The organism is Pseudomonas sp. PDM30, assembly GCF_019218985.1.
GTDB lineage: Bacteria > Pseudomonadota > Gammaproteobacteria > Pseudomonadales > Pseudomonadaceae > Aquipseudomonas > Aquipseudomonas jessenii.
The window spans coordinates 143,945-170,690 of record NZ_JAHUWM010000006.1; the positions used below are offsets into that span (position 1 = coordinate 143,945).

General features: G+C 60.4%; 22 protein-coding genes. All 22 read right to left on the minus strand.

The genetic code is table 11. The features are described from left to right. Positions 1-75: 75 nt before the first annotated feature. The 22 genes from nuoN to KW840_RS16095 all read right to left on the minus strand — a co-directional run bounded on the left by nuoN (position 76) and on the right by KW840_RS16095 (position 26,451). Positions 76-1,539 carry an NADH-quinone oxidoreductase subunit NuoN gene (nuoN, locus tag KW840_RS15990; protein ID WP_090456625.1) on the minus strand — a complete coding sequence of 488 codons (1,464 nt, stop codon included), beginning with the start codon at positions 1,537-1,539 and terminating at the stop codon, positions 76-78. Positions 1,540-1,546: 7 nt separating this feature from the next. Further along, the gene (nuoM, locus tag KW840_RS15995; RefSeq protein WP_090456623.1) at positions 1,547-3,079 is read right to left on the minus strand and encodes an NADH-quinone oxidoreductase subunit M; all 1,533 of its coding nucleotides are present in this window, start codon (positions 3,077-3,079) and stop codon (positions 1,547-1,549) included. A 39-nt stretch (positions 3,080-3,118) separates the two neighbouring features. Then, the gene (nuoL, locus tag KW840_RS16000; protein WP_218496200.1) at positions 3,119-4,972 is read right to left on the minus strand and encodes an NADH-quinone oxidoreductase subunit L; all 1,854 of its coding nucleotides are present in this window, start codon (positions 4,970-4,972) and stop codon (positions 3,119-3,121) included. Further along, positions 4,969-5,277, minus strand: coding sequence for an NADH-quinone oxidoreductase subunit NuoK (gene nuoK / locus KW840_RS16005; protein ID WP_007946416.1), 309 nt, complete (start codon positions 5,275-5,277; stop codon positions 4,969-4,971). The genes nuoL and nuoK overlap by 4 nt, the downstream gene beginning before the upstream one ends. A 2-nt stretch (positions 5,278-5,279) precedes the next feature. Further along, positions 5,280-5,783 carry an NADH-quinone oxidoreductase subunit J gene (gene nuoJ, locus KW840_RS16010; RefSeq protein ID WP_053161453.1) on the minus strand — a complete coding sequence of 168 codons (504 nt, stop codon included), beginning with the start codon at positions 5,781-5,783 and terminating at the stop codon, positions 5,280-5,282. A 9-nt stretch (positions 5,784-5,792) separates the two neighbouring features. Further along, positions 5,793-6,338, minus strand: a complete 546-nt coding sequence (gene nuoI, locus KW840_RS16015; protein WP_191622226.1) for an NADH-quinone oxidoreductase subunit NuoI — start codon at positions 6,336-6,338, stop codon at positions 5,793-5,795. Between the two features lie 12 nt (positions 6,339-6,350). After that, on the minus strand, positions 6,351-7,358 hold the full coding sequence (nuoH, locus tag KW840_RS16020; protein ID WP_090456620.1) for an NADH-quinone oxidoreductase subunit NuoH: 1,008 nt from the start codon (positions 7,356-7,358) through the stop codon (positions 6,351-6,353). Then, the gene (gene nuoG / locus KW840_RS16025; RefSeq protein ID WP_218496202.1) at positions 7,355-10,069 is read right to left on the minus strand and encodes an NADH-quinone oxidoreductase subunit NuoG; all 2,715 of its coding nucleotides are present in this window, start codon (positions 10,067-10,069) and stop codon (positions 7,355-7,357) included. Before nuoG ends, nuoH begins: the two co-directional genes overlap by 4 nt. 136 nt (positions 10,070-10,205) lie before the next feature. Beyond that, on the minus strand, positions 10,206-11,561 hold the full coding sequence (nuoF, locus tag KW840_RS16030; RefSeq protein WP_057714158.1) for an NADH-quinone oxidoreductase subunit NuoF: 1,356 nt from the start codon (positions 11,559-11,561) through the stop codon (positions 10,206-10,208). Beyond that, positions 11,558-12,055 carry an NADH-quinone oxidoreductase subunit NuoE gene (nuoE, locus tag KW840_RS16035; protein WP_008020715.1) on the minus strand — a complete coding sequence of 166 codons (498 nt, stop codon included), beginning with the start codon at positions 12,053-12,055 and terminating at the stop codon, positions 11,558-11,560. The genes nuoF and nuoE overlap by 4 nt, the downstream gene beginning before the upstream one ends. Before the next feature lie 2 nt (positions 12,056-12,057). Further along, on the minus strand, positions 12,058-13,842 hold the full coding sequence (gene nuoC / locus KW840_RS16040; RefSeq protein WP_057714159.1) for an NADH-quinone oxidoreductase subunit C/D: 1,785 nt from the start codon (positions 13,840-13,842) through the stop codon (positions 12,058-12,060). Between the two features lie 72 nt (positions 13,843-13,914). Further along, entirely contained in the window at positions 13,915-14,589 is a 675-nt protein-coding gene (locus KW840_RS16045; RefSeq protein WP_046037844.1) for an NADH-quinone oxidoreductase subunit B family protein, read from the minus strand. A 10-nt stretch (positions 14,590-14,599) separates the two neighbouring features. Further along, positions 14,600-15,013, minus strand: a complete 414-nt coding sequence (locus KW840_RS16050; protein ID WP_003223812.1) for an NADH-quinone oxidoreductase subunit A — start codon at positions 15,011-15,013, stop codon at positions 14,600-14,602. A 644-nt stretch (positions 15,014-15,657) separates the two neighbouring features. After that, complete coding sequence (aceA, locus tag KW840_RS16055) at positions 15,658-16,983, minus strand: isocitrate lyase (protein ID WP_034146910.1); 1,326 nt, start codon at positions 16,981-16,983, stop codon at positions 15,658-15,660. A gap of 473 nt (positions 16,984-17,456) precedes the next feature. Next, positions 17,457-18,218 (minus strand): secretin N-terminal domain-containing protein, encoded by a 762-nt coding sequence (locus KW840_RS16060; RefSeq protein WP_218496203.1) that lies wholly within the window; start codon positions 18,216-18,218, stop codon positions 17,457-17,459. Between the two features lie 362 nt (positions 18,219-18,580). Continuing rightward, complete coding sequence (locus tag KW840_RS16065) at positions 18,581-19,006, minus strand: GNAT family N-acetyltransferase (protein WP_057714161.1); 426 nt, start codon at positions 19,004-19,006, stop codon at positions 18,581-18,583. Beyond that, positions 18,999-20,168 carry a cupin domain-containing protein gene (locus KW840_RS16070; protein WP_218496205.1) on the minus strand — a complete coding sequence of 390 codons (1,170 nt, stop codon included), beginning with the start codon at positions 20,166-20,168 and terminating at the stop codon, positions 18,999-19,001. Before KW840_RS16070 ends, KW840_RS16065 begins: the two co-directional genes overlap by 8 nt. Before the next feature lie 87 nt (positions 20,169-20,255). Beyond that, positions 20,256-21,626, minus strand: a complete 1,371-nt coding sequence (gene purB / locus KW840_RS16075) for an adenylosuccinate lyase (RefSeq protein ID WP_218496207.1) — start codon at positions 21,624-21,626, stop codon at positions 20,256-20,258. A 124-nt stretch (positions 21,627-21,750) separates the two neighbouring features. Next, positions 21,751-22,374 (minus strand): high frequency lysogenization protein HflD, encoded by a 624-nt coding sequence (gene hflD, locus KW840_RS16080; RefSeq protein ID WP_218496209.1) that lies wholly within the window; start codon positions 22,372-22,374, stop codon positions 21,751-21,753. Next, a complete protein-coding gene (gene mnmA / locus KW840_RS16085) occupies positions 22,371-23,504 on the minus strand; it encodes a tRNA 2-thiouridine(34) synthase MnmA (RefSeq protein ID WP_150812620.1) in 1,134 nt (377 codons plus the stop codon). The genes hflD and mnmA overlap by 4 nt, the downstream gene beginning before the upstream one ends. A gap of 59 nt (positions 23,505-23,563) precedes the next feature. Then, positions 23,564-24,010 (minus strand): NUDIX hydrolase, encoded by a 447-nt coding sequence (locus KW840_RS16090; protein ID WP_057714165.1) that lies wholly within the window; start codon positions 24,008-24,010, stop codon positions 23,564-23,566. Positions 24,011-24,225: 215 nt separating this feature from the next. Further along, entirely contained in the window at positions 24,226-26,451 is a 2,226-nt protein-coding gene (locus KW840_RS16095) for an NADP-dependent isocitrate dehydrogenase (RefSeq protein WP_218496211.1), read from the minus strand. Between the last annotated feature and the right edge of the window lie 295 nt (positions 26,452-26,746).

The window sequence follows — 26,746 nt, forward strand, 5'->3', positions numbered from 1 at the left end:
GGTAACATATCCTACAAACGCAAAAACGGCACCCGAAGGTGCTGTTTTTGTTTGTTACCGAGAACGCTTAAGCGATCAACCCGCCAGGCCCGACTGTTGAACCAGGTTCAGCAGCGGTTGTGGGTACAGGCCGAGGAAGAAAGCCAGTACCGCGATGGCCAGCAGCATCACGCCGCCTGCCTTCTGTTCCCAGTGCAATTGAGCGTCGACGCGGCGCAGGTTTGGCTCGATCAGGTACAGGGTGACCATCACTCGCAGGTAGTAGAACACGCCGATGGCACTGCCCAGTACCAGCGAACCGACCAGCCACCACTGATGGGACTCGACGCCGGTGGCGATGATGTAGAACTTGCCGATGAAGCCCGCGGTCAGCGGGATACCGGCCAGGGACAGCATCATCACGGTCAGCACAGCGGTCAGGTACGGACGGCGCCAGAACAGGCCACGGTATTCGTACAGGGCGTCTGCGTCACGGCCTTTGTATGGCGAGGACATCAGGGTGATCACACCGAAAGCACCGAGGCTGGTGATCACGTAGGTGACCAGGTACACGCCGATGGCTTCCACGGCCAGGCCCTTGCTCGCCACCAGGGCGATCAGCAGGTAGCCGAAGTGGGCGATGGACGAGTAACCCAGCAGACGCTTGAGGTTGCTCTGGGTCAGGGCCAGCAGGTTACCGAACAGGATCGACGCGATGGCGATGATGGTCAGCACGTTGCTCAGGACGCCGCTGCTTGCAGCAGGGGAGATCTGGAACAGGCGCACCATGACCGCGAACACCGCCACTTTGGCAGCGGTCGCCAGGAACGCGGCAACCGGCGCCGGGGCCCCTTCGTAAACGTCCGGAGTCCAGAGGTGGAAGGGTACCAGCGACAGCTTGAACGCCAGGCCGATCAGCATCATGCCCAGGCCCAGTTGTGCCAGCGAGCTTGGCAGACCGGTAGCCGCCAGCGCCTGACCGATGCCGACGAAGCTCAGGGAACCCGAGTCTGCGTACAGCAGTGCCATGCCGAACAACAGGAACGCGGAGCCGGCAGCCGACAGCACCATGTACTTGATACCGGCTTCCAGCGAACGCTTGTTGAAGAAGGCATAGGCCACCAGACCATAAACCGGCACCGACAGCAGTTCCAGACCGACGAACAACCCGGCCAGGTGCTGTGCGCTGACCAGCACCAGGCCACCGGCGGCGGACATCAGGATCAGCAGGTACAGTTCTTCACGGTTGCCCGGGTAACCCGTGCCGCCATCGCCGAGGTAGGCGTGGGCGAGGGTGACACAAGCGAGGGTGGCGACCAGGATCAGCGCCATGTACAAGCAAGCGAAGCTATCGATTTGCAGCAGTGGGGTCACAGCCAGTGGCGCGACCTTCAAGGCTGGCAGGATCGACAGCAACGCCAGGTTCAGACCCGCCACCGACAGCAGGAAGGTCTGGGAGTGGTTGCGGCGCCAGGCAATTGCCAGCATCACCACGATGATCGTGGCGCTGGTAATCAACAGCGGCGCTAGCGCGATAAAGTGTTGAGTCGTGAATTCCATAGCGCTCTTACCGGGCCGAAGCGAGTTGAGTGAAGGCGGTGCCGAGCCACTGCTGCACGCCATGCATCGTAGCGGCAGAGGTATCGAGGAACGGTTGTGGATAGACGCCGATGTAAATCAGCAGCGCTGCCAGACCGGCCACCATGATCAGTTCGCGACCATCCATGCCATGCAGTACCGCGTCCGATTTGGCCGGGCCGAAGTAGGCACGATGGATCATGATCAGCGAGTAGACCGAACCGAACACCAGGCCGGACGTCGCGATGATGGTGACCCATGGAGCGATCGGGAAGGTGCCGATCAGGATCAGGAACTCACCGACGAAGTTGCCGGTACCCGGCAAGCCCAGCGACGCAGCGGCGAAGAACAGGCTGAGAGCTGGCAGGTAGGCGATCTTCGACCACAGGCCACCCATTTCACGCATGTCGCGGGTGTGGGTGCGTTCGTACAACTGGCCACTCAGGATAAAGAGTGCCGCCGCCGACAGACCGTGGGCGAGCATCTGCATCACCGCGCCCTGCAGCGCCAGTTGGCTGCCGGAGTAGATGCCGATCAGAACGAAGCCCATGTGGGAAACGGACGAGAAGGCAATCAGACGCTTGATGTCGGTTTGCGCGAACGCCAGGAACGCACCGTAGAAAATCCCGATCAGACCCAGGGCCATTGCAAACGGCGCGAACTCGGCCGAAGCATTCGGGAACAGCGGCAGGGCGAAACGCAGCAGACCGTAGGCCGCGGTTTTCAGCAAGATACCGGCGAGGTCGACGGAACCTGCAGTCGGCGCCTGGGCGTGAGCGTCAGGCAACCAGGAGTGGAACGGCACGACTGGCAGCTTCACCGCGAAGGCGATGAAGAAGCCGAGCATCAGGATGTACTCGGTGGTCGTCGACATCTTGGTTTTCAACAGGTCGGCGTAGTTGAAGGTAATCACGCCGGTGTCGTTGAAGTTGACCAGTACCAGACCCAGGATCGCCACCAGCATGATCAGGCCGGAAGCCTGAGTGAAGATGAAGAACTTGGTCGCCGCGTAGATCCGGGTTTTCTTGCCGTCCGAAGAACTATGACCCCAGAGCGCGATGAGGAAGTACATCGGCACCAGCATCATTTCCCAGAAGAAGAAGAACATGAACAGGTCGAGGGCGAGGAACACGCCGACGACACCGCCCAGGATCCACATCAGGTTCAGGTGGAAGAAGCCCACGTGACGCTGGATCTCTTTCCACGAGCAGAGTACCGAGAGGACACCCAGCAGACCGGTCAGCATGATCATCAACAGCGACAGGCCGTCGAGGGCCAGGTGCACGTTGATGCCGAAGCGCTGGATCCAGACGTGCTTGAACTCAAGCGCCCAGGTCGGGTCGGCGCCAGGCGCCGGGGCAAATGAATAATCACCGTTGGCCCACAGCCAGAGGCCGAGGGAGAGCAACAGGGACATGGTGATCAGCGCAATCCAGCGGGGGAGGGTGGCGCCGAAACGCTCACCCATCCAGCACAGCAGGCCGCCGATGAAGGGGATCAGGATTAGCCAAGGCAGAATCATGACGGGCTCAATTCCTTTCGCAAGTTCGCAAGGTTCATATCAGACCGCTACCAGCACGACGGCGCCGATAACCAGCACGGCACCAGCAGCCATCGAGGCGGCATACCAACGCAGTTGACCGGTCTCGGTACGGCTCAGGGCGGTGTGACCGCCTTTGGCCATTCGCGGGATCAGACCGATGGTCTGGTCCAGCGGGTCTTTGCGCAGGATGTGGATGATCGCCAGGTACGGCTTGACGAACAGTTTGTCGTAGATCCAGTCGAAGCCCCAGGCAGCGAACCACCAGGCCGAGAGGATACGGCCGATGCCGCTGTTGGCGATGGCGGTGACGAAGCGACGCTTGCCGAGGAACAGCAATGCGGCCAGCAGGATACCGGCCAGGGCAATGGCGCCCGAGGCGATTTCCAGGCTGTGCTTGGCTTCGCCGCCGGCATGGCCGACGCTTTGCGGCAGTACGCCGTGCAGCGGTGGAACGATCATCGCGCCGACGAAGGTCGACAGTACGATCAGCACCGACAGTGGCAACCAGTGAGCGATGCCGTGACCGGCGTGGGCTTCGGTCTTCGCTTCACCGTGGAACGCGATGAAGATCAGGCGGAAGGTGTACAACGAAGTCATGAATGCGCCGACCAGACCTGCGTAGAGCAGACCGTTGTTGCCGCTGGCGAACGCTTCCCAGAGGATTTCGTCCTTGGAGTAGAAGCCTGCGGTTACCAGTGGCAGGGCCGCCAGGGCCGCGCCGCCGACGATGAAACTGGCGTAGGCCAGTGGCAGCTTTTTCCACAGACCGCCCATCTTGAAGATGTTCTGCTCGTGGTGGCAGGCAACGATCACCGAACCGGACGCAAGGAACAGCAGGGCCTTGAAGAAGGCGTGGGTCATCAGGTGGAAGATCGCGCCATCCCAGGCACCGACGCCCAGGGCCAGGAACATGTAGCCGATCTGGCTCATGGTCGAGTAGGCGAGGATACGCTTGATGTCGGTCTGGACCAGGGCTGCGAAGCCAGCCAGGACCAGGGTCACACCGCCGACGATGCCCACCAGGTGCAGGATTTCCGGCGCCAGGGTGAACAGGCCGTGGGTACGGGCGATCAGGTAGACACCGGCGGTCACCATGGTTGCGGCGTGGATCAGTGCCGAAACCGGGGTAGGACCGGCCATCGCATCCGCCAGCCAGGTTTGCAGCGGCAGTTGCGCGGATTTACCGACAGCACCACCGAGCAGCATCAGGGTGGCCATGACCATCCAGAAGTCGCCGGACTGGAATTTCTGCGGAGCCAGCACCAGCAGTTCCTGAACGTTCAGCGTGCCCAGTTGGGCAAACAGAATGAACAGGCCGATGGCCATGAACACGTCACCGATACGGGTCACGATAAAGGCTTTGAGTGCGGCGTTACCGTTGTTGCGGTTGCTGTAGTAGAAACCGATCAACAGGTAGGAGCACAGGCCCACGCCTTCCCAGCCGAAGTACAGGAACAACAGGTTATCGCCCAGCACCAGGAACAGCATGCTGGCGATAAACAGGTTGGTGTAGGCGAAGAAGCGCGAGTAACCGGCTTCACCGCGCATGTACCAGGACGCGAACAGGTGGATCAGGAAACCCACGCCGACCACCACACCGAGCATGGTCAGCGACAGGCCGTCCAGGTACAGGGCGAAGTTCGGCGTGAAGCCTTCCACCGCCATCCACTGCCACAACACCTGGGTGTAGTGACCGCCTTCAGGTGGTGCGACATTGAATTGCCAGATCACGTAAGCCGCGACGATGGCGGACAAGCCGACGGAACCGACGCCGATCAGCGCCGAAAGGTTTTCCGAGAGACGGCCGCGAGAAAACGCCAGCAGCAGGAAACCGATGAGAGGGAACAGGAAAGTCAGATAGAGAAGATTCATCCGCGCATCTCACTGGCAGCGTCGATATCGAGCGTGTGGAAGCGGCGATACAGTTGCAGCAGGATCGCCAGGCCGATACTGGCCTCGGCGGCTGCCAGGCTGATCACCAGGATGAACATGATCTGTCCATCCGGCTGTGCCCAGCGGCTACCGGCAACGATGAACGCCAACGCGGAGGCATTCATCATGACCTCCAGGCTCATCAGCACGAAAAGGATGTTGCGGCGGACCATCAGGCCGACCAGACCGAGGCAGAACAGGATGCCGGCGACCGCCAGACCATGCTCCATGGGGATAGCAGGCATCGTCATTGCTCCTTGGCTTCGTTGCGGCCCAAGTGGAACGCCGTGACGGCTGCGGCGAGCAGCAGCATCGAGGCGAGTTCGACCACCAGCAGGTACGGACCGAACAGGCTGATGCCCACGGCCTTGGCGTCTACGGTGGTGTGGCCAATGGCTTCACCGGTCTGGTGGGAGAACAGCACGTACAGCAGTTCCACCAGCAGCAGCGCGGCGAGAAGGACCGGGCCGCCCCAGATACCGGGCTTGAGCCAGACGCGCTCTTGCTGAACCGAGGCCGGGCCAAGGTTCAGCATCATCACCACAAACACGAACAGCACCATGATGGCGCCAGCGTAGGCGATCACTTCCAGGACGCCGGCGAACGGCGCGCCGAGGGCGAAGAAGGTCATCGCCACGGCAATCAGCGAAATGATCAGGTAGAGCAGGGCGTGCACAGGGTTGGTGTTGGTGATCACGCGAAGCGTGGACACCACAGCGATACCCGATGCGAAATAGAAAGCGAATTCCATCTTTCTTCCTTAAGGCAGCAAGCTCTTCACGTTGATCGGCTGGGCTTCGTTCTGCGCGGAGCCTTTCGGCTTCCCGGCAATCGCCATACCTGCAACACGATAGAAGTTGTAATCAGGGTTTTTGCCGGGGCCGGAGATCAGCAGATCTTCTTTCTCGTAAACCAGGTCCTGACGTTTGAACTCGGCCATTTCGAAATCCGGTGTCAGCTGGATCGCGGTGGTCGGGCAGGCTTCCTCGCAGAGGCCGCAAAAAATGCAGCGCGAGAAGTTGATGCGGAAGAAGTCCGGGTACCAGCGACCGTCTTCGGTTTCAGCTTTCTGCAGCGAGATGCAACCGACCGGGCACGCCACGGCGCACAGGTTACAGGCTACACAACGCTCTTCGCCGTCGGGGTCGCGGGTCAGGACGATACGACCACGGTAGCGCGGCGGCAGGTAGACCGGTTCTTCCGGGTACTGCAGCGTGTCGCGCTTGCGGAAGGCGTGGCCGAAAATCATCACCAGGCTGCGAAGCTGTGTGAAGAAGCCATGCACGATGTCAAATATGTACTTCATGATTCTCTATCCTCACTGAGCCGCGACGGCGGGCGTGTTGAGCAACACGATCGCAGCGGTCACCAGCATGTTGACGAGGGTCAGCGGCAGGCAGAACTTCCAGCTGAAATCCATCACCTGGTCATACCGTGGGCGCGGAATCGAAGCGCGCAACAGGATGAACATCATGATGAAGAACGCGGTTTTCAGTGCGAACCAGATGAACGGGATCTGCGGCAGGATGCCGAACGGACCGTGCCAGCCACCGAAGAACAAGGTCACCAGCAGCGCCGAGATCAGCACGATGCCGATGTACTCGCCGACGAAGAACATGCCCCATTTCATGCCGGCGTATTCAATGTGGTAACCGTCTGCCAGTTCCTGTTCCGCTTCCGGCTGGTCGAACGGGTGACGGTGAGTCACGGCCACGCCAGCGATGAAGAAGGTCAGGAAGCCGAAGATCTGCGGAATGATGAACCACAGGTTCTGCGCTTGATATTCAACGATGTCGCGCATGTTGAACGAGCCGACCTGGATCACGATGCCCATCAGCGACAGGCCCATGAACACTTCGTACGACACGGTCTGCGCCGAGGCGCGCAAGCTGCCCAGCAGGGCGAACTTGTTGTTGCTCGACCAGCCGGCGAACAGCACCGCGTAGACCGACAGGCCAGCCATGGCGAAGAAGAACAGGATACCGATGTTGATGTCCGCCACGCCCCAGGTCGGGGTGATCGGGATGATCGCGAAGGCAATCAGCAGGGCGCTCATGGCGACTACCGGTGCCAGGGTGAAGATCATCTTGTCGGCGAATGGAGGCGTCCAGTCTTCCTTGAAGAACATCTTGATCATGTCGGCGGCGATCTGGAACGCGCCGAACGGACCGACGCGGTTCGGACCGTAACGGTCCTGCCAGAGGGCGAGCAGACGACGCTCGACCCAGCTCAGCAGGGCACCGCAAACCACCACGGCGAGCAGAATCACCACGGCCTTGAGGACCGTGATGATGATGTCGATCACTTCAGGAGTGAACCAGGTCATTGAGCTGCCTCCTGCAGACCGTCAACGGATTTGCCAAAGATCGCTGGCGGAATGCCGGCGATGCCCGCAGGCAGTGCCACCAGACCGGCGCCCAGCTCTTCGTTGATGCGCAGCGGCAGACGCAGGGTCTGGCCAGCGACATTCAAGCTCAGCATCGCGCCGTCATTGACACCCAGGCGGTCGGCTTCGGACTTGGCCAGCGACACGTAGGCGGCCGGGATGCGTTCCTGAACCGGCGCGGCTTTCGAAGAGTTCTCTTCGCTGCCGAACAGGTGGAAGAACGGCACGACTTGCCAGGTGCCTTGTGCCGGGTTGAACGCGCGCGGAACACTGGCGAACCAGTTCAGCGAGTCACCGCTGCTTTCGATCAGGCGGGTGCCCGGGTCGCCAGCGCGGATGTGACCACCGACTTCGTCCTGGAACTTGTTCCAGGCCTGCGGCGAGTTCCAACCCGGAGACCAGGCGAATGGCACTTGCTGACGCGGTTCGACCGAGCCCGAGTAACCTTCCATCGAGAAGTTGAACGCGGTGTCGTTGTCTTGCGGGGCACGCGGTTCGTGCACGTTGATGTCAGCGCGCATGGCGGTACGACCGGAGTAACGCAGCGGTTCGCGGGCCAGTTTCATGCCCTTGATGCGGAACGCGGCGGACGGTGCGGCATCGACGATGCGATTCAGGATCGAAGTGCTGGAAGCGACGGCGGCGGTGGCGTGGTCCAGTTGGGTCCAGTCGATCGGCTGGTTCAGCAGGGTCGCGCGCAGGGCATGCAGCCAGCGCCAGCCTTCGTGAACCAGGATGCTCGCGTCCATGTACTTCGGATCGAAGACCTGGAAGAAGCGCTGGGCGCGGCCTTCCTGGCTGACCAGGGTGCCGTCGCCTTCAGCGAAGCTGGCGGCTGGCAGAACCAGGTGCGCGCGATCGCTGGTGGCAGTCTTCTGATGGTCGGCGACGATCAGCACTTTGGCGGCGGTCAGGGCGGCATCGACCTTGGCCTTGTCGGTACGGGTATACAGATCGTTTTCGAGCACGACGATGGCGTCGGCACGGCCATCGATCACGGCTTGCAGCGCGGCGTCGACCGATTCGCCACCGAGCATGGCCAGGCCGAGGCTGTTGGCCTCTGGCACGATCAGGCTGATGGAACCGTTCTTCTCGCGCAGCTTCAACGCTTTGGCGATGTTCGCAGCAGCTTCGATCAACGCCTTGGAACCCAACGAGGTACCGGCAATGATCAATGGACGCTTGGCAGCGAGCAGGGCGTCGGCAATGCGCTTGGCCAGTTCGAGTGCTTCAGCATCCAGGCCTTCAACGGCTGGAGCGCTGGCGTCGAGGGCGTGAGCCACGGCGAAACCGATGCGGGCCAGGTCGTCTGGAGCAGCGTGAACGCATTCTTCAGCGATGTCGTCGAGCTTGGTTTCAGCCAGGCTGGCGATGAACAGCGGGTTCAGCGCGTGCTGGCCGATGTTTTTCACCGCGGCGTCGAGCCAAGGCTGGACACGCATGGCGTCGGCCATGTCTTCGGCCTTGCCCTTGACCGATTGACGCAGGGACAGCGCCATGCGCGCAGCAGTCTGGGTCAGGTCTTCACCGAGGACGAACACGGCGTCGTGGTCTTCGATGTCGCGCATGTTCGGTACTGGCAGCGGGCTGTCTTTGAGCACTTGCAGGACCAGACGGATACGCTCCAGCTCGGCAGCTTCGATACCGGAGTAGAAGTGCTCGGCACCGACCAGTTCGCGCAACGCGTAGTTGCTTTCGAGGCTGGCGCGGGGCGAACCGATACCGACGATGTTGCGACCGCGCAGCAGGTCCGCGGCTTTATCCAGCGCTTCGTCGAGGCTCAGCTTGGTGCCGCCCGCCAACTGCGGCTGGCGTGGGCGGTCTTCGCGGTTGACGTAGCCATAGCCGAAACGGCCACGGTCGCACAGGAAGTACTGGTTCACCGAACCGTTGAAACGGTTTTCGATACGACGCAGTTCGCCGTAACGCTCGCCCGGGGAGATGTTGCAACCGCTGGAGCAGCCATGGCAGATGCTCGGCGAGAACTGCATGTCCCACTTGCGGTTGTAGCGCTCGGAGTGAGTCTTGTCGGTGAACACACCGGTCGGGCAGACCTCGGTGAGGTTGCCGGAGAACTCGCTTTCCAGGGTGCCGTCTTCAACGCGACCGAAGTACACGTTGTCGTGGGCGCCAAACACACCGAGATCGGTGCCGCCGGCGTAGTCCTTATAGAAGCGCACGCAGCGGTAGCAAGCGATGCAGCGGTTCATTTCGTGGGAAATGAACGGGCCCAGTTGCTGGTTCTGGTGGGTACGCTTGGTGAAGCGGTAACGGCGCTCGTTGTGGCCGGTCATTACCGTCATGTCTTGCAGGTGGCAGTGACCGCCTTCTTCACAGACCGGGCAGTCGTGAGGGTGGTTGGTCATCAGCCATTCGACAACACTGGCGCGGAAGGCCTTGGATTCTTCATCTTCGATGGAGATCCAGGTGTTGTCGGTGGCAGGGGTCATGCAGGACATCACGATACGACCACGGGTGTCGTTCTCGTCGGTGTATTGCTTGACCGCGCACTGGCGGCAAGCGCCAACGCTGCCGAGGGCAGGGTGCCAGCAGAAATACGGAATATCGAGGCCCAGAGACAGACATGCCTGTAACAGGTTGTCTGCCCCATCGACTTCGAGCGCTTTGCCGTCTACGTGGATAGTGGCCATGGTTCAAAGTTCTTCGTTGGCCCGGTGTCAGCGGGCGTGGCTAATGGAATCTTGTTATCCGTGTGAATCAACACAGCCGTTAAAGGCGTCATCACACGAAAAGCGAAGGGCACGGACCCTTCGCTTTTTTAAGCGTTTACGCGCCGACTACGATCGGCCTTGCCAGAGGCGGGACGGCGGCGCTGACTGGTGCGATACCGGCTTCGAACTCATGGCGGAAGTATTTGATTGCGCTGCCCAACGGTTCCACGGCGCCCGGTGCGTGAGCACAGAAGGTCTTGCCTGGGCCGAGGAAACCGACCAGACCCAGCAGGGTCTCGATGTCGCCTGGCTGGCCTTCACCGTTCTCGATGGCCATCAGGAGCTTGACGCTCCATGGCAAGCCATCGCGGCAAGGGGTGCAGAAGCCGCAGGATTCGCGGGCGAAGAACTGCTCCATGTTGCGCAGCAGGGACACCATGTTGACGCTGTCGTCCACCGCCATGGCCAGGCCGGTACCCATGCGGGTGCCCACTTTGGCGATGCCGCCGGCGTACATTTGTGCGTCCAGGTGTTCCGGCAACAGGAAACCGGTACCGGCGCCGCCAGGCTGCCAGGCCTTGAGCTTGTAACCGTCGCGCATGCCGCCGGCGTAGTCTTCGAACAGCTCGCGACCGGTGACGCCGAACGGCAGTTCCCACAGGCCCGGGTTCTTGACCTTGCCGGAGAAGCCCATGAGCTTGGTGCCCATGTCTTCGCTGCCTTCGCGAGCCAACGATTTGTACCAGTCCACGCCGTCGGCAATGATCGCCGGCACGTTGCACAGGGTTTCGACGTTATTCACGCAAGTCGGCTTGCCCCACACGCCAACGGCGGCAGGGAAGGGCGGCTTGGAGCGCGGGTTGGCGCGACGGCCTTCGAGGGAGTTGATCAGTGCGGTTTCTTCACCGCAGATATAACGCCCGGCGCCGGTGTGAACGAACAGCTCGAAATCAAAACCCGAACCCAGGATGTTCTTGCCCAGCAGGCCGGCTGCCTTGGCTTCTTCCACGGCACGGTTCAAGTGCTTGGCGGCGGTGGTGTATTCGCCACGCAGGAAGATGTAGCCACGGTAGGTTTTCAGTGCGCGGGCACTGATCAGCATGCCTTCGATCAGCAGATGGGGCAGTTGCTCCATCAGCATGCGGTCTTTCCAGGTGTTGGGCTCCATTTCATCCGCGTTGCACAGCAGGTAGCGGATGTTGATGGATTCGTCCTTTGGCATCAGGCCCCACTTCACGCCAGTGGGGAAGCCTGCACCGCCGCGGCCTTTGAGGCCGGAGTCTTTCACGGTCTGGACGATGTCGTCCTGGGCCATGTCGGCGAAGGCCTTGCGCGCAGCGGCGTAACCGTTCTTGGCCTGGTACTCGTCGAGCCATACGGCTTCGCCGTCATCACGCAGGCGCCAGGTGAGCGGGTGAGTCTCGGCCGAACGCTTGATGCGGTTGGCCGGACCGAAGGAAGTCAGGGTCATACGTAGCCCTCGAGCAATTTGGCAACGCCTGCAGGCTGCACATCACCGAAAGTGTCGTCGTCGATCATCAACGCCGGCGCCTTGTCGCAGTTGCCGAGGCAGCAGACCGGCAGCAGGGTGAAACGACCGTCGGCGGTGGTCTGACCCAGGCCGATGCCGAGCTTGCTCTGGATTTCGCTGACCACGGACTCGTGGCCGCCGATGTAGCAGACCATGCTGTCGCAGACGCGGATGATGTGACGGCCCACTGGCTGACGGAAGATCTGGCTGTAGAACGTCGCCACGCCTTCAACGTCGCTGGCCGGGATGCCGAGGATCTCGCCGATGGCGTACAGGGCGCCGTCCGGCACCCAGCCACGTTCCTTCTGGACGATCTTCAAGGCTTCGATCGACGCCGCGCGCGGGTCTTCGTAGTGATGCAGCTCGTGCTCGATGGCCGAGCGCTCGGTTTCACTCAAGGTGAAACGGTCTGTCTGGATAAGCGTGCTGTTCATGCTTAGCGGTCCACGTCGGCCATAACGAAATCGATACTACCCAGGTACGCAATCAAGTCCGCGACCATGCTGCCTTTGATCACCGAAGGGATCTGCTGCAAGTGCGGGAAGCTTGGGGTACGAATCCGGGTGCGGTAGCTCATGGTGCCGCCATCGCTCGTCAGGTAATAACTGTTGATGCCCTTGGTCGCTTCGATCATCTGGAAGGATTCGTTGGCCGGCATGACCGGGCCCCACGAAACCTGCAGGAAGTGCGTGATCAAGGTTTCGATGTGCTGCAGGGTGCGCTCTTTCGGCGGCGGCGTGGTCAGCGGGTGATCCGCCTTGTACGGGCCTTCCGGCATGTTGCGCAGGCACTGGTCGATGATCCTGATGCTCTGGCGCATCTCCTCGACACGCACGATGCAGCGGTCGTAGGCATCGCCGTTGGCGGCCAGCGGCACTTCGAATTCGAAGTTCTCGTAGCCCGAGTACGGGCGTGCTTTACGCAAGTCGAAATCGCAACCGGTCGAACGCAGGCCGGCACCGGTGACGCCCCATTCCAGGGCCTCTTTGGTGTTGTAGTCGGCGACGCCGATGGTCCGGCCACGCAGGATGCTGTTGTCCAGTGCGGCTTTCTGGTATTCGTCCAGACGCTTGGGCATCCACTCGACGAAATCCTTGACCAGTTTTTCCCAACCCCGCGGCAGGTCGTGGGCGACGCCACCGATGCGGTACCAGGCCGGGTGCAGACGGAAACCGGTAATGGCTTCGATCACCGTGTACGCGCGCTGGCGGTCGGTGAAGGTGAAGAACACCGGGGTCATGGCGCCGACGTCCTGGATGTAAGTACCCAGGAACAGCAGGTGGCTGGTGATCCGGAAGAACTCGGCCATCATGATGCGGATGACGTCGACCTTCTCCGGCACCTTGATGCCGGCCAGCTTCTCGACCGAGAGCACGTAGGGCAGGTTGTTCATCACGCCGCCGAGGTAGTCGATACGGTCGGTGTACGGGATGAAGCTGTGCCAGGACTGACGCTCGGCCATCTTCTCGGCACCACGGTGGTGGTAACCGACGTCCGGTACGCAGTCTACGATCTCTTCACCGTCCAGCTGCAGGATGATGCGGAACGCACCGTGCGCGGACGGGTGGTTCGGGCCGAGGTTGAGGAACATGTAGTCCTCGTTCGGGCCGGAACGCTTCATGCCCCAGTCTTCCGGCTTGAAGCGCGCGGACTCTTCCTCGAGCTGTTGCTTGGCCAGGTTCAGGGTGAACGGGTCGAACTCGGTGGCACGGGCCGGAAAGTCCTTGCGCAGCGGGTGACCTTCCCAGGTCGGCGGCATCATGATGCGCGACAGGTGAGGGTGACCTTTGAAGTCGATGCCGAACATGTCCCAGACTTCACGCTCGTACCAGTTGGCGTTCGGCCAGATGCTGGTGACGGTCGGCAAGCTGAGGTCGCCCTCGGACAAGGCAACCTTGATCATTACGTCACTATTACGTTCGATCGACATCAAGTGATAGAACACGGAGAAGTCGACGCCGTTCGGCAGCCCTTGACGCTTGGTGCGCAGACGCTCGTCCACGCCGTGCAGGTCATAGAGCATGACGTACGGCTTGGGCAGGTTACGCAGGAAGGTCAGGACTTCGACGAGTTTGGCGCGGGCAACCCAAAGCACCGGCATGCCGGTGCGGGTCGGCTGGGCGGTGAACGCCTCCGGGCCAAAACGGTTGTTCAGTTCGACGACCACATCCTGGTCGTCTGCCTTGTAAGGCGGGATGTACAGAGCACTGCCTGTAGTCATGGTTATTTATCGCTTTCGGTCAACGTAAAGAATGAAGCCAGGTTCTCGTTCTATTTAAGAAGCAGATCTGGATCAGACTTCGTCGGGGCTGCGCAGGTTGGTGACTGCGATTCGCTGTTCGCGGCGCTTTTCCTTCTCGGAAGGCATCTCGGCGCGATAGACGCCTTGATCACCAACGACCCAGGAAAGCGGGCGACGCTCCTGTCCAATCGACTCCTGCAACAGCATCAAGCCTTGCAGGAAAGCCTCAGGGCGGGGCGGGCAGCCAGGCACGTAGACGTCCACGGGCAGGAACTTGTCCACCCCTTGAACGACGGAGTAGATGTCGTACATGCCACCGGAGTTGGCGCACGAACCCATGGAGATGACCCATTTAGGCTCGAGCATTTGCTCGTAGAGACGCTGAATGATCGGCGCCATCTTGATGAAGCAGGTACCGGCGATAACCATGAAATCCGCCTGACGCGGCGATGCCCGGATAACCTCGGCGCCAAAGCGCGCGATGTCGTGGGGCGCCGTGAAGGCGGTGGTCATTTCCACGTAGCAGCACGAAAGACCGAAGTTATACGGCCACAGGGAGTTCTTGCGCCCCCAGTTGATCGTGCCGTTAAGCACGTCTTCGAGCTTGCCCATGAAAATGTTTTTGTGGACTTGATCTTCTAACGGATCGGAAACGGTTTCCCGCTGGCCAATCGGATACTGCTCGTTAGGAGCATCGGGGTCGATCCTGGTGAGATTGTATTGCATTGCCAAAGCCTCATTGTTTCAGCTTCGCTTGCCGCTTGCGCCGAGCTTCCGGAGCCCAGTCAAGGGCGCCCACTCGGAATAGGTAGACAAGGCCTGCCAACAGAATTGCTATGAAAACGAGAGCTTCGACGAATCCGGTCCAGCCGCTTTCGCGGACGGACACAGACCATGCAAAGAGAAAGAGGGCTTCGATATCGAAGATCACGAACAACATCGCGACCAGATAGAATTTGGCTGAGAGCCGCAAGCGGGCGCCACCTGTAGGTAGCATGCCGGACTCGAACGGTTCGTTTTTGCTGCGGCCCCAGGCTTTTGACCCAAGGAGGCTGGAGACGCCCAGCATGAAGGCACAGAGGCCGACGACGCCTAGAAGGAAAATGGCAAAGCCCCAGTTGTGGGCCATGAGTCCTGTCGCTTCGGGCATGCTGGTAATCCTTAACAGAGAGCAAAGGTCTCTGAGCTTGAAAAGAAACAAAAGCAGTGACGATATGTCGCAGCAATCAATCCCGCTGATTTTATGGCTAAACACCCGGCAAGTAAAATTCCTATAGCGAAATTATTTATAGGAATAAGGACATAGCGCGCTTCAAAAGCCCCGCAGGCCTTGCGCCTTGGGCATTAGCCGGCATTTCGTCAATTATGTTTTGTAGGGAATGTAACGAACATAGTTGGTGCTAAATGATAATCAATATTGTTTGGCTTGGTTTTTAAACTGCTTATCCTTCGGATACTCCGGAAGTTGTCTTATATGGGCGTTACAGCAAGTAGCGGCGGAGAGCGTTTTAGCGGATTTTTCTGACGGTCGTAGCGCTCTGGATCAATGTTTTTCCAGGTCACCACCATCCCCTGTAGGAGCGAGCCTGCTCGCGATGGTGGTCAACGATGACGCTGGGGGCCTGAAACCCAGCGGCGTCCTCAGGTTCATCGCGAGCAGGCTCGCTCCTACAGAGGGGCGCTCATTGAATCGCAGGCAAAAAAACGCCCCGAACCAGTCGGGGCGTCAGAGGTGCAGCGCTGCGGTTAGCTTTCTATTCGGTCCGCAGCGGCTGATGTCTCAGGCGAAGCAGATCAGTGGAACTGTTCTTCTTCAGTCGAACCGGTCAGTGCGGTTACCGAGGACGAGCCACCCTGGATCACGGTGGTCATGTCGTCGAAGTAGCCGGTGCCCACTTCCTGCTGGTGCGCCACGAAGGTGTAACCCTTGGATGCGTCAGCGAATTCCTGCTCTTGCAGCTTCACGTAGGCAGTCATGTCGTTGCGGGCGTAGTCGTGCGCCAGGTTGAACATGCTGTGCCACATGTTGTGAATGCCGGCCAGGGTGATGAACTGGTGCTTGTAACCCATGGCGGACAGTTCGCGCTGGAACTTGGCGATGGTCGCGTCGTCCAGGTTTTTCTTCCAGTTGAAGGAAGGCGAGCAGTTGTACGACAGCAGTTGGTCCGGGTATTCCTTCTTGATCGCTTCAGCGAAGCGACGAGCCTCGTCCAGATCCGGCTTGGCGGTTTCGCACCAGATCAGGTCGGCGTACGGAGCGTAGGCCAGGCCACGGGCGATGGCTTGATCCAGGCCGGCGCGCACTTTGTAGAAACCTTCCTGGGTACGTTCGCCAGTCACGAATGGCTGGTCGTACGGGTCGCAGTCGGACGTCAGCAGGTCAGCGGCGTTAGCGTCGGTACGGGCCAGGATGATGGTCGGAGTACCGGCAACGTCAGCAGCCAGACGGGCAGCGGTCAGCTTCTGTACGGCTTCCTGGGTAGGAACCAGTACCTTGCCGCCCATGTGGCCGCATTTTTTTACGGAAGCCAGTTGGTCTTCGAAGTGAACGCCGGCGGCGCCTGCTTCGATCATGCTCTTCATCAGCTCGTAAGCGTTCAGTACGCCGCCGAAACCGGCTTCGGCGTCAGCCACGATTGGCGCGAAGTAGTCGATGTAACCGTCGTCGCCCGGGTTCTTGCCGGCTTTCCACTGGATCTGGTCGGCACGACGGAACGAGTTGTTGATGCGCTTGACCACGGTTGGAACCGAGTCCACCGGGTACAGCGACTGGTCTGGGTACATCGATTCGGCGGAGTTGTTGTCCGCAGCCACTTGCCAGCCAGACAGGTAGATCGCCTGGATGCCGGCCTTGACTTGTTGTACAGCCTGGCCGCCGGTCAGGGCGCCCATGCAGTTGACGAAATCTTTCTCAGGACGGAAGGCTGGCTTGGCACCCTGGGTCACCAGGTTCCACAGCTTCTCGGCGCCCATTTTTGCAAAGGTGTGCTCAGGTTGAACCGAGCCACGCAGGCGGACGACGTCAGCAGCGGAGTAAGTGCGTGTCACGCCTTTCCAGCGCGGGTTTTCAGCCCAGTCTTTTTCGAGGGCTGCAATTTGCTGTTCGCGTGTCAGTGCCATGGGAGATAAACCTCGTCGCGTCTTTATGAAAAGTTGTTCTGCGGTGGAAAATTCCTGCGCTCGCTGACCAGAAGCTTAAGCGGTCAAGTCGGATTCGGCGGGGAGGGCGACGGGATGAACGATCGGCTCGAGGGGAAGTGAGCAGGTAAAGGCGAACTGCGGGCGCATTCGGGCGTCGTGGGCCTTGGTGCGAACATCAGTGTGGTGCCGGGTTACCTATTACGCTTCCGTCCCTCGGGACAACTTCGTTCCAGTCGACAACCTCGTCAAACACACCTTGTGGGCGGTACAGACACGAAGCGGTTCGCGGGGTAGGTGCGAACATCGCCTCGAAGGCCCTTGCCAGGGCCTCTGATTAGCGGGAGCGAGGCCATCATGCCTTCGCTTTTTTGGCTCGTCAAACGTTTTGTAGTGCTTTTTTTCAGGCACTACATCTTTGGTCTAATACGACTCGTCAGTCAGTTTTTGGTGCTTTAGTCCAAGGTGTCGACTTTCACCCGCAAAGTCATGTCGTTGCGGCTCTGAGTCGAATAGCTGCGGGTCAGGCCCTGTTTGTCGGCCTGGGTCTGGCCGTTGACCCCGGCCAGCAGGATCCACTCGCCGAGGTGGCCGGTGACGGTTGTGTCGGTGCTTTGTATGTTCACTACATCGGGACGTTCCTGGCTCATGCGGTCACGGTTGGTACTGATCGACAGGTGAACGATGTCGCCGGTGACGTTTGCGGTGACGTAGAAGCCCTGAGTGACGTTGCGGTATTCGGTCTGGCTGCGCAGGTCGCCATAGGAATCGGTCTGCGAACTGGTCAGCGGCACGCTCTGGCCGACCTGGATCAGCGCCGGTGTGCCTTCGCTGGCCTGCACCTGCTGAATGCCGCCGTCACGACTGTCGGTGGTGTAGTTGATGATGCGGGTCTGGCTTGGCTTGGCGCCGTTCACCGAATGACCCTGGTCGCCCTGGAAGTTGTTGTCGCTGGTGTCGACGGTGATCAGCAGGCGCTTGTGTGCGGTGTCGAGTTGGGAAATAAGGGCTTTAAGTTCGTCGATCTTGCGTTGATCGGCGTTGACGATCAATTGATTGCCGTAGGCGCTGACCTGTCCGTCCTTGCCGACGAAATCCTGCGCCACCGGCAGCAGGTCGGCACTGGTGTGGTATTTGAGGGGGATGATTTCTGTGGCAGCCAGCACCGAAAAACTGCAGCCGAGCAGTAGGGTGGTGAGCAGGGTGCGTAGGGACATGTCCGTTATCTCCGCGTTCTAAAGGCTTGATATTGCCACTTTGTCGGCCCGGGGTTTGTAGGAGCGAGCTTGCTCGCGATGGGCGTGAACGATAATGCTGGAAGTCTGACACCCCCGCGGCGTTCTCAAGACCATCGCGAGCAGGCTCGCTCCTACAGTTTGTCGGCCTGGGGTGGGGTAAGTTGAATCGTAGACAGCAAAACGCCCCGGTATCCGAAGATAGCGGGGCGTTTTGTGGTGTTCCTCAGGCCGCCATCGCGAGCAAGCTTGCTCCCACAGGGATCGATGGTGTTGCTGAAATCTTCAGCAACTCACAAATCCAATGTGGGAGCGAGCTTGCTCGCGATGGCGGCACCTGGGCCTTATGCCGAATGGCGAACCATGTCCACGTGCGGAATCCCGGCTTCCAGGAACTCCTCACTGACCATGTGAAAGCCCAGCCGCTCATAGAACGCCGTGGCTTGTACCTGGGCGCTGAGCATCTGCTGCTTCAGCCCGCGCTCTTCGGCTTCACCAATCACTGCGTGCATCAGCGCATCGCCGACTTTCAGGCCGCGCCAGTCCTTGAGTACCGATACCCGGCCGACGTGACCGTCAGGCAGCAGGCGGGCGGTGCCAATCGGAAAGTCGCCTTCGAGGGCGAGGAAATGCACGGCCGTTACATCGTCGGCATCCCATTCCAGCTCGGGCGGAACGGATTGCTCGGCGACGAACACCGTCTCACGAATGCGCCGGATCTCGGCGTTGTCCTTTTGCCAGTCTGCGACACGTACGTGAATCTTATTCATCGGCAAACCCCAGGCTTCCTTGCTTGACCAGTTCGCACAGCAGTCCGCGACCCTCTTCGTCGCTCAGCCAGTCGCCAAGGTTGTCGGCGTGCAGCGCGTCGGCGGCGCAGATCATCTTCAACAATTCGCGGAGTTTGCCCGGCAGGTAACGGCTCTGGCCGCTGGCGAACAGCAGCAGGTCGTCATCGACTTCAGACCACGCCAGGCGTGCGCTCGGGTTACGAATCAGGATCGCGCCTTGTTCCAGGGCGGACATGAAGTCCTCTTCTTCGACGTCTTCCGGGCCCACCACCAGTTCCGGGTAGCGTGGCTCGGTCATGAACTGGCCGAACCAGGTCAGCAGCAGGCGCTCGTCGCTCATGTGCTCGGCCAGCAGGCCTTTGAGGCGGTCGAGTGCGTCGCGCTGGATCTGGTGAGGGTCGGCGGCCGGCAAGGCGTCGGCGTCGGTGTAGCGTTCTTCGTCCGACAGGAACTGGCTGAGGAAGTCGGTGAAGTGGGTCAGCACTTCAGCGGCGCTCGGTGCGCGGAAACCGACCGAGTAGGTCATGCATTCATCAACGGCAACGCCGCAATGGGCCAGGCGCGGTGGCAGGTAGAGCATGTCGCCCGGTTCCAGCACCCATTCATCGGTGGCTTCGAATTCGGAGAGGATGCGCAGGTCGGCGTGGGCCAGCATCGGGCTCTCGGTGTTGCACATCTGGCCGATCTTCCAGTTGCGCTTGCCGTGGCCTTGCAGCAGGAACACGTCGTAGTTGTCGAAGTGCGGACCAACGCTGCCACCCGGTGCGGCGTAGCTGATCATCACGTCGTCGATGCGCCAGCTCGGCAGAAAGCGGAAGTTTTCCAGCAGTTCGCTGACTTCCGGGACGAACTGATCCACGGCTTGAACCAGCAGGGTCCAGTCAGTTTCAGGCAGCTTGCTGAATTCATCTTCGGCGAACGGGCCGCGACGCAGTTCCCACGGGCGCTCGCCATTCTCGATGATCAGTCGCGATTCGACTTCTTCTTCCAGCGCCAGGCCGGCCAGTTCGTCGGCGTCGATCGGGCTTTCGAAATCAGGAATGGCCTGACGGATCAGCAGCGGCTTTTTCTGCCAGTAGTCGCGCAGGAATTCCCGTGCCGTGATGCCGCCCAGAAGTTGAAGAGGAATATCAGGATTCATGTGTAACCTATTGAAAGAATGCACTTTTCAGACGGGAATAAAAACGCCCGGCGCGGCCGGGCGTCTTATAAAGGGTCTAGCGGTCGATCAGATGCGTTTGGCTTGTTCTACAGCGTTGCCGATGTAGTTCGCCGGGGTGAGCAATTTCAGCTCGGCCTTGGCGGCGGCTGGCATGTCCAAGCCGTCGATGAAAGTCTGCAGCGCTTCCGGGCTGATGCCCTTGCCGCGGGTCAGTTCTTTCAGCTTTTCGTACGGGTTTTCGATGTTGTAGCGACGCATCACGGTCTGGATCGGCTCGGCCAATACTTCCCAGCAGGCGTCCAGGTCGGCGGCAATCTTCTGCTCGTTGAGCTCAAGCTTGCTGATGCCCTTGAGGCTGGCTTCGTACGCGATCACGCTGTGGGCGAAGCCGACACCGAGGTTGCGCAGTACGGTGGAGTCGGTCAGGTCGCGCTGCCAGCGGGAGATCGGCAGTTTGCTCGCCAGGTGCTGGAACAGTGCGTTGGCGATACCCAGGTTGCCTTCGGAGTTTTCGAAGTCGATCGGGTTGACCTTGTGCGGCATGGTCGACGAACCGATTTCGCCAGCGATGGTGCGCTGTTTGAAATAACCCAGGGAGATGTAGCCCCAGATGTCGCGGTCGAAGTCGATCAGGATGGTGTTGAAGCGGGCGATCGCGTCGAACAGCTCGGCAATGTAGTCGTGCGGTTCGATCTGCGTGGTGTACGGGTTGAAGCCCAGGCCCAGCTCGTCTTCGATGAAGGCGCGGGCGTTGGCTTCCCAGTCGATCTCAGGGTAGGCCGACAGGTGGGCGTTGTAGTTGCCGACAGCGCCGTTGATCTTGCCCAGCAGCGGAACGGCAGCGACTTGAGCGATCTGGCGCTCCAGGCGGTAAACCACGTTCGCCAGCTCTTTGCCCAGGGTGGTCGGCGAGGCCGGCTGACCGTGGGTGCGCGACAGCATCGGCACGTCGGCGAAACGGATGGCCAGTTCGCGGATGGCGTTGGCAGTCTGGCGCATCAGCGGCAGCATCACTTCATCACGGCCTTCGCGCAGCATCAGGGCGTGGGACAGGTTGTTGATGTCCTCGCTGGTGCAGGCAAAGTGGATGAATTCACTGACCTTGGCCAGCTCCGGCAGCTTGGCCGCTTGCTCTTTGAGCAGGTACTCGATGGCCTTGACGTCGTGGTTGGTGGTGCGCTCGATCTCTTTGACGCGCTCGGCGTGCTCCAGAGAGAAGTTTTCCGCCAGGGTGTTGAGCACAGCGTTGGCTTCGGCGGAGAACGCCGGCACTTCACTGATGGCAGGGTGAGCGGCCAGGCGCTGGAGCCAGCGCACTTCAACCAGAACGCGGGCACGGATCAGGCCGTACTCGCTGAAAATTGGGCGCAGGGCCTGGGTTTTGCCGGCGTAGCGGCCGTCAACAGGGGAAACCGCAGTGAGCGAAGAAAGCTGCATGGGGTGTTCTCGGACAGTCGGGCAACGAAATGGGGCGCGTATCATACATGAAAAAATCCGCCGGTCCGTCGCCAACTGACCGGCGTATTACGCGTATTGCTGAGTTCGGTTCTGTCGATGCGGGTTATTCGTTACGCATCAAGGGGTAAAGCTCTTTGAGCAATTTGCGGCGGCTGATCACCAGTTGCCAGCGATGACCGCCCAATTGCCGCCACAGGCGTGCTGAGCGAATGCCGGCCAGCAGCAGGGCGCGAATTTTCGAGGCGTTGCTCGGTTGTTGCAGGTTGCGCATGTCGCCGTGCACCTGAATGCGCTGGCGCAGTGTGCTCAGGGTGTCCTGATACAGCGCGCCGCAGGCGGCGATCACGTTTTCGTGGGTCGGGCCGAAGTGTTCGACCTGGGACTGAATCTGCGGCAGGCGTTTGCCGATCACGTCGAGCATGTCCCCACGTTTGGCCAACTGACGCTCAAGGCCGAGCATCGCCAGGGCATAACGCAGGGGCTCGCGCTGCAGGGCGCTTGGGTCGCGTTCGAGGGCGCCGATCAGTGCGCGGTAGCCTTCGCGCAGGTTGATGTCGTCGCCACCATAGACTTCCAGCGTGTCCTTGGGGTCGCGGATCAGCAGGCTACCGAGCATGCAGCTCAGGCCGGCTTCGTTGGTCTGGCCGGTCTTGGCGATCCTGTCCACCAGCACCGCGGCGAGAAACACCCCGCCCAGTGCCGTCAGTTGCTCCTGAATCGGGTTCATAGGGCCTGGCCCTTGCTCGTCCACGGCTCGGCTACTTCAATCACGCCGCCGCCGAGGCAGATTTCACCGTCATAGAACACCACGGACTGGCCCGGAGTGACCGCGCGTTGCGGATCATCGAAGGTCGCGCGATAACCGGTGGCGGTTTTTTCCAGGGTGCAGGGCTGGTCGCTCTGGCGATAACGCACCTTGGCGGTCAGTTTGCGCGGCTCGGTCAAATCGATCGGGTTGACCCAATAGATGTCCGAGGCGAGCAGGGCGCGGGAGAACAAGTAAGGGTGATCATTGCCCTGGCCAACGATCAGTTCGTTGTGTTCCAGGTCTTTGATCAGCACATACCACGGCTCGTCACCGGCGTCTTTCAGGCCGCCGATGCCCAGGCCCTGACGCTGGCCGATGGTGTGGTACATCAGGCCGTGGTGACGACCGATGACTTCGCCTTCGGTGGTCTTGATCTCGCCTGGCTGGGCCGGCAGGTATTGCTTGAGGAAGTCGCTGAAGCGGCGTTCGCCGATAAAGCAGATCCCGGTGGAATCCTTTTTCTTCGCGGTCGCCAGCTCGTACTTCTCGGCAATGGCGCGCACTTGCGGTTTTTCCAGCTCGCCGACCGGGAACAGGGTCTTGGCGATCTGTTCGCCACCGACGGCGTGCAGGAAGTAGCTCTGGTCCTTGTTCGGGTCCAGGCCCTTGAGCAGTTCGGTGCGACCATCGATGTCGCGGCGACGCACGTAGTGGCCGGTGGCGATCAGGTCGGCGCCAAGCATCATGGCGTAGTCGAGGAACGCCTTGAACTTGATTTCGCGGTTGCACAGGATGTCCGGGTTCGGCGTGCGTCCGGCCTTGTATTCCGCCAGGAAATGCTCGAACACGTTGTCCCAGTACTCGGCGGCGAAGTTGGCGGTGTGCAGCTTGATGCCAATCTTGTCGCACACGGCCTGGGCGTCCGCCAGGTCATCCATGGCGGTGCAGTATTCCGTTCCATCGTCTTCTTCCCAGTTCTTCATGAACAGGCCTTCCACCTCATAACCCTGCTCGATCAGCAGGAGGGCGGAAACGGAAGAGTCCACGCCGCCGGACATGCCGACAATGACGCGCTTCTTTTGTGTGTCAGAAGGGGCTGGATCACGCATAGGGATTCAATGAGTGTCTTGAAAAAGGACGCGATTCTAGCAGGCTCGGGCCCGCAAGGCTAAAGAGAAGGACGGATCAATTCGAGGCCGAAGTGTTGGCCTGCCAGATAGTCGTCGATGCAGCGGATGATCAGCTCGCTGCGCCAGTTGTCGCGCTGCTCGATTAATTCCTCACGGGTCAACCACTTGGCGCCGACGATGCCGTCATCCAGTTGATAATCCGCGTGGTGTTTCAGTGGTTTGGCGATGAAGCAGACCCGCTGGTAGGTCACGCCATTGCTCGGGGCGGTGTAGAGGTAAATGCCCAGTACGCCGGTCGGTTCGACGTCCCAGCCGGTTTCCTCGAGGGTTTCGCGCACGGCGGCTTCGGTCAGGGTTTCGTTCGGGTCCAGATGGCCGGCGGGCTGATTGAGCACCACGCGTCCGTGCTTGAGTTCCTCGACCATCAGGAAGCGGCCGTTGTCTTCGACGATGGTGGCGACGGTGATGTGGGGTTTCCAGTCCATAAAACTTCCTCAGTTTTGAATGTTGAAACACTATCCCTGTGGGAGCGAGCTTGCTCGCGATGGCGGCGAGTCAGTCACCAGAGGTGTTGGATGATATACCGCTATCGCGAGCAAGCTCGCTCCCACAGGGGTTGTGTGTTTATTCGGTATTGTGTGAGGTCCGGAAAACACAAACCCCGGCACAGGGCCGGGGTTTGTGATGTTCCCTTACAACCTTAAACCAGCGCAGCAACAGCCGCGTTGAAGGTTGCGCTTGGGCGCATGGCCTTGCTGATCAGCTCGGCGTCGGCGTGGTAGTAACCGCCGATGTCCACTGGCTTGCCCTGAACGGCGTTGAGTTCGGCAACGATGGTCGCCTCGTTTTCGGTCAGGGTCTTGGCCAGGGTCGCGAACTGCGCTTGCAGTGCAGCGTCTTCGGTCTGGGCAGCCAGGGCCTGAGCCCAGTACAGCGCCAGATAGAAGTGGCTGCCGCGGTTGTCGATATTGCCGACTTTGCGCGATGGCGACTTGTTGTTGTCCAGGAACTGGCCGGTGGCCTGGTCCAGGGTCTTGGCCAGAACCAGCGCCTTGGGGTTGTTGTAGGTCACGCCCAGGTGTTCCAGGGACGCGGCCAGGGCCAGGAATTCACCCAGCGAATCCCAGCGCAGGAAGTTTTCTTCCAGCAGTTGCTGAACGTGCTTCGGAGCCGAACCGCCGGCGCCGGTTTCGAACAGGCCACCGCCGTTCATCAGCGGCACGATCGACAGCATCTTGGCGCTGGTGCCCAGTTCCATGATCGGGAACAGGTCGGTCAGGTAGTCGCGCAGTACGTTGCCGGTTACCGAGATGGTGTCCTTGCCGGCGCGGGTACGCTGCAGGGTGGACTTCATCGCGTCGACCGGGGCCATGATCTGGATGTCCAGGCCGGCAGTGTCGTGGTCCTTCAGGTAAGCCTGAACTTTCTCGATCACTACGCCGTCGTGGGCGCGCATCGGGTCCAGCCAGAAGATCGCCGGGGTGCTGCTGGCGCGAGCACGGTTGACGGCCAGTTTGACCCAGTCCTGGATCGGCGCGTCTTTGGTCTGGCACATGCGGAAGATGTCGCCGGCTTCAACAGCCTGTTCCATCAGCAGGTTGCCCTTGCTGTCGGTGACGCGAACAACGCCGTCAGCCTTGATCTGGAAAGTCTTGTCGTGAGAGCCGTACTCTTCGGCTTTCTTCGCCATCAGGCCAACGTTCGGCACGCTGCCCATGGTGGTCGGATCGAACGCACCGTTGGCTTTGCAATCTTCGATCACGGCCTGGTAAATGGTGGCGTAGCAACGGTCCGGGATCACGGCTTTGGTGTCGTGCAACTGGCCGTCGGTGCCCCACATCTTGCCGGAGTCACGGATCATTGCCGGCATCGAGGCGTCGACGATCACGTCGCTCGGCACGTGCAGGTTGGTGATGCCTTTGTCGGAGTTGACCATCGCCAGGGAAGGGCGAACGGCGTAGACCGCCTGGATGTCAGCTTCGATCTGCGCTTGCTGCTCGGCAGGCAAAGCCTTGATACGAGCGTACAGGTCGCCGATGCCGTTGTTCAGGTTGAAGCCGATCTGTGCCAGCACGTCAGCGTGCTTGGCCAGTGCGTCTTTATAGAACTCGGCAACGATCTGGCCGAACATGATCGGGTCGGAGACCTTCATCATGGTGGCTTTCAAGTGAACCGACAGCAGCACGCCTTGTGCCTTGGCGTCTTCGATTTCAGCCGCGATGAAGCTGCGCAGGGCGTTTTTGCTCAGTACCGCGCAATCGAGGATCTCACCGGCTTGTACGTTGGTCTTTTCTTTCAGGGCGGTAGCGGTGCCGTCTTGGGCGATCAGTTCGATTTTCACGGCATCAGCGGCGTCGATCAGGGCGGCTTTTTCGCTGCCGTAGAAATCGCCGGTGCTCATGTGCGCGATGTGGGACTTGGAGTCCTTGGCCCACGCGCCCATTTTGTGCGGGTGCTTGCGTGCGTAGTTCTTGACCGACAACGGCGCGCGGCGGTCGGAGTTGCCTTCGCGCAGGACCGGGTTCACGGCGCTGCCCTTGATCTTGTCGTAACGCGCCTTGGCTTCTTTGTCGGCGTCGCAGGTGACAGTCTCAGGGTAGTCCGGCAGTGCGAAGCCTTGAGCTTGCAGCTCTTTGATCGCGGCTTGCAGTTGCGGAACCGAGGCGCTGATGTTCGGCAATTTGATGATGTTGGCTTCAGGCGTAACGGCCAGGGCGCCCAGTTCGGCGAGGTGGTCGGCTACGGCTTTGTCACCCAGTTGCTCGGGGAAGCTGGCCAGGATGCGCCCTGCAAGAGAGATATCGCGGGTTTCAACGGCGATATCAGCCGAGGCGGTGAACGCCTCTACGATAGGCAACAGTGAATAGGTGGCGAGGGCAGGAGCTTCGTCGGTGAAGGTATAGATGATCTTCGAGCGGGTGGGCATATTCGGATTAACTCTCTCTTCTTTGCTAAAGCGTGCGCAGAAACTCGAGGGCGCCGGGTAAGCGCGTTCGTTCAAAGTCATCCATGAGCCGAATATCGAGGTTTCGTTGCTGTGATGTTGGGTGCATCAGTAGGGCGTCAAGTAGCCGGACTGCGATAACAGGCCGGCTTGCCGGGCGGAAAGTCTCATCGTAGAGCACTTCAGCCGTCGTGACCCTGTGGTCAGCGGGCGGCATTATACATAGGTAGCTGGCAATCTGCCGATGGTTCATATGCAACGAATGTCGTCCATTGGT

Bases quoted from the DNA above. Each gene is read 5' to 3' on its own strand.
- nuoF (WP_057714158.1), bottom strand. From the start codon at position 11,561: ATGACCCTGACTTCCTTCGGTCCGGCCAACCGCATCAAGCGTTCGGCC.
- mnmA (WP_150812620.1), bottom strand. From the start codon at position 23,504: ATGCGTGATCCAGCCCCTTCTGACACACAAAAGAAGCGCGTCATTGTC.
- nuoE (WP_008020715.1), bottom strand. From the start codon at position 12,055: ATGAACAGCACGCTTATCCAGACAGACCGTTTCACCTTGAGTGAAACC.
- KW840_RS16065 (WP_057714161.1), bottom strand. From the start codon at position 19,006: ATGAATAAGATTCACGTACGTGTCGCAGACTGGCAAAAGGACAACGCC.
- nuoG (WP_218496202.1), bottom strand. From the start codon at position 10,069: ATGGCCACTATCCACGTAGACGGCAAAGCGCTCGAAGTCGATGGGGCA.
- nuoN (WP_090456625.1), bottom strand. From the start codon at position 1,539: ATGGAATTCACGACTCAACACTTTATCGCGCTAGCGCCGCTGTTGATT.
- aceA (WP_034146910.1), bottom strand. From the start codon at position 16,983: ATGGCACTGACACGCGAACAGCAAATTGCAGCCCTCGAAAAAGACTGG.
- KW840_RS16060 (WP_218496203.1), bottom strand. From the start codon at position 18,218: ATGTCCCTACGCACCCTGCTCACCACCCTACTGCTCGGCTGCAGTTTT.
- KW840_RS16095 (WP_218496211.1), bottom strand. From the start codon at position 26,451: ATGCCCACCCGCTCGAAGATCATCTATACCTTCACCGACGAAGCTCCT.
- nuoL (WP_218496200.1), bottom strand. From the start codon at position 4,972: ATGAATCTTCTCTATCTGACTTTCCTGTTCCCTCTCATCGGTTTCCTG.
- purB (WP_218496207.1), bottom strand. From the start codon at position 21,626: ATGCAGCTTTCTTCGCTCACTGCGGTTTCCCCTGTTGACGGCCGCTAC.
- nuoI (WP_191622226.1), bottom strand. From the start codon at position 6,338: ATGAAGTACATATTTGACATCGTGCATGGCTTCTTCACACAGCTTCGC.
- nuoH (WP_090456620.1), bottom strand. From the start codon at position 7,358: ATGACCTGGTTCACTCCTGAAGTGATCGACATCATCATCACGGTCCTC.
- KW840_RS16070 (WP_218496205.1), bottom strand. From the start codon at position 20,168: ATGAATCCTGATATTCCTCTTCAACTTCTGGGCGGCATCACGGCACGG.
- KW840_RS16045 (WP_046037844.1), bottom strand. From the start codon at position 14,589: ATGCAATACAATCTCACCAGGATCGACCCCGATGCTCCTAACGAGCAG.
- nuoM (WP_090456623.1), bottom strand. From the start codon at position 3,079: ATGATTCTGCCTTGGCTAATCCTGATCCCCTTCATCGGCGGCCTGCTG.
- nuoK (WP_007946416.1), bottom strand. From the start codon at position 5,277: ATGCCTGCTATCCCCATGGAGCATGGTCTGGCGGTCGCCGGCATCCTG.
- nuoJ (WP_053161453.1), bottom strand. From the start codon at position 5,783: ATGGAATTCGCTTTCTATTTCGCATCGGGTATCGCTGTGGTGTCCACG.
- hflD (WP_218496209.1), bottom strand. From the start codon at position 22,374: ATGAACCCGATTCAGGAGCAACTGACGGCACTGGGCGGGGTGTTTCTC.
- KW840_RS16050 (WP_003223812.1), bottom strand. From the start codon at position 15,013: ATGCCCGAAGCGACAGGACTCATGGCCCACAACTGGGGCTTTGCCATT.
- KW840_RS16090 (WP_057714165.1), bottom strand. From the start codon at position 24,010: ATGGACTGGAAACCCCACATCACCGTCGCCACCATCGTCGAAGACAAC.
- nuoC (WP_057714159.1), bottom strand. From the start codon at position 13,842: ATGACTACAGGCAGTGCTCTGTACATCCCGCCTTACAAGGCAGACGAC.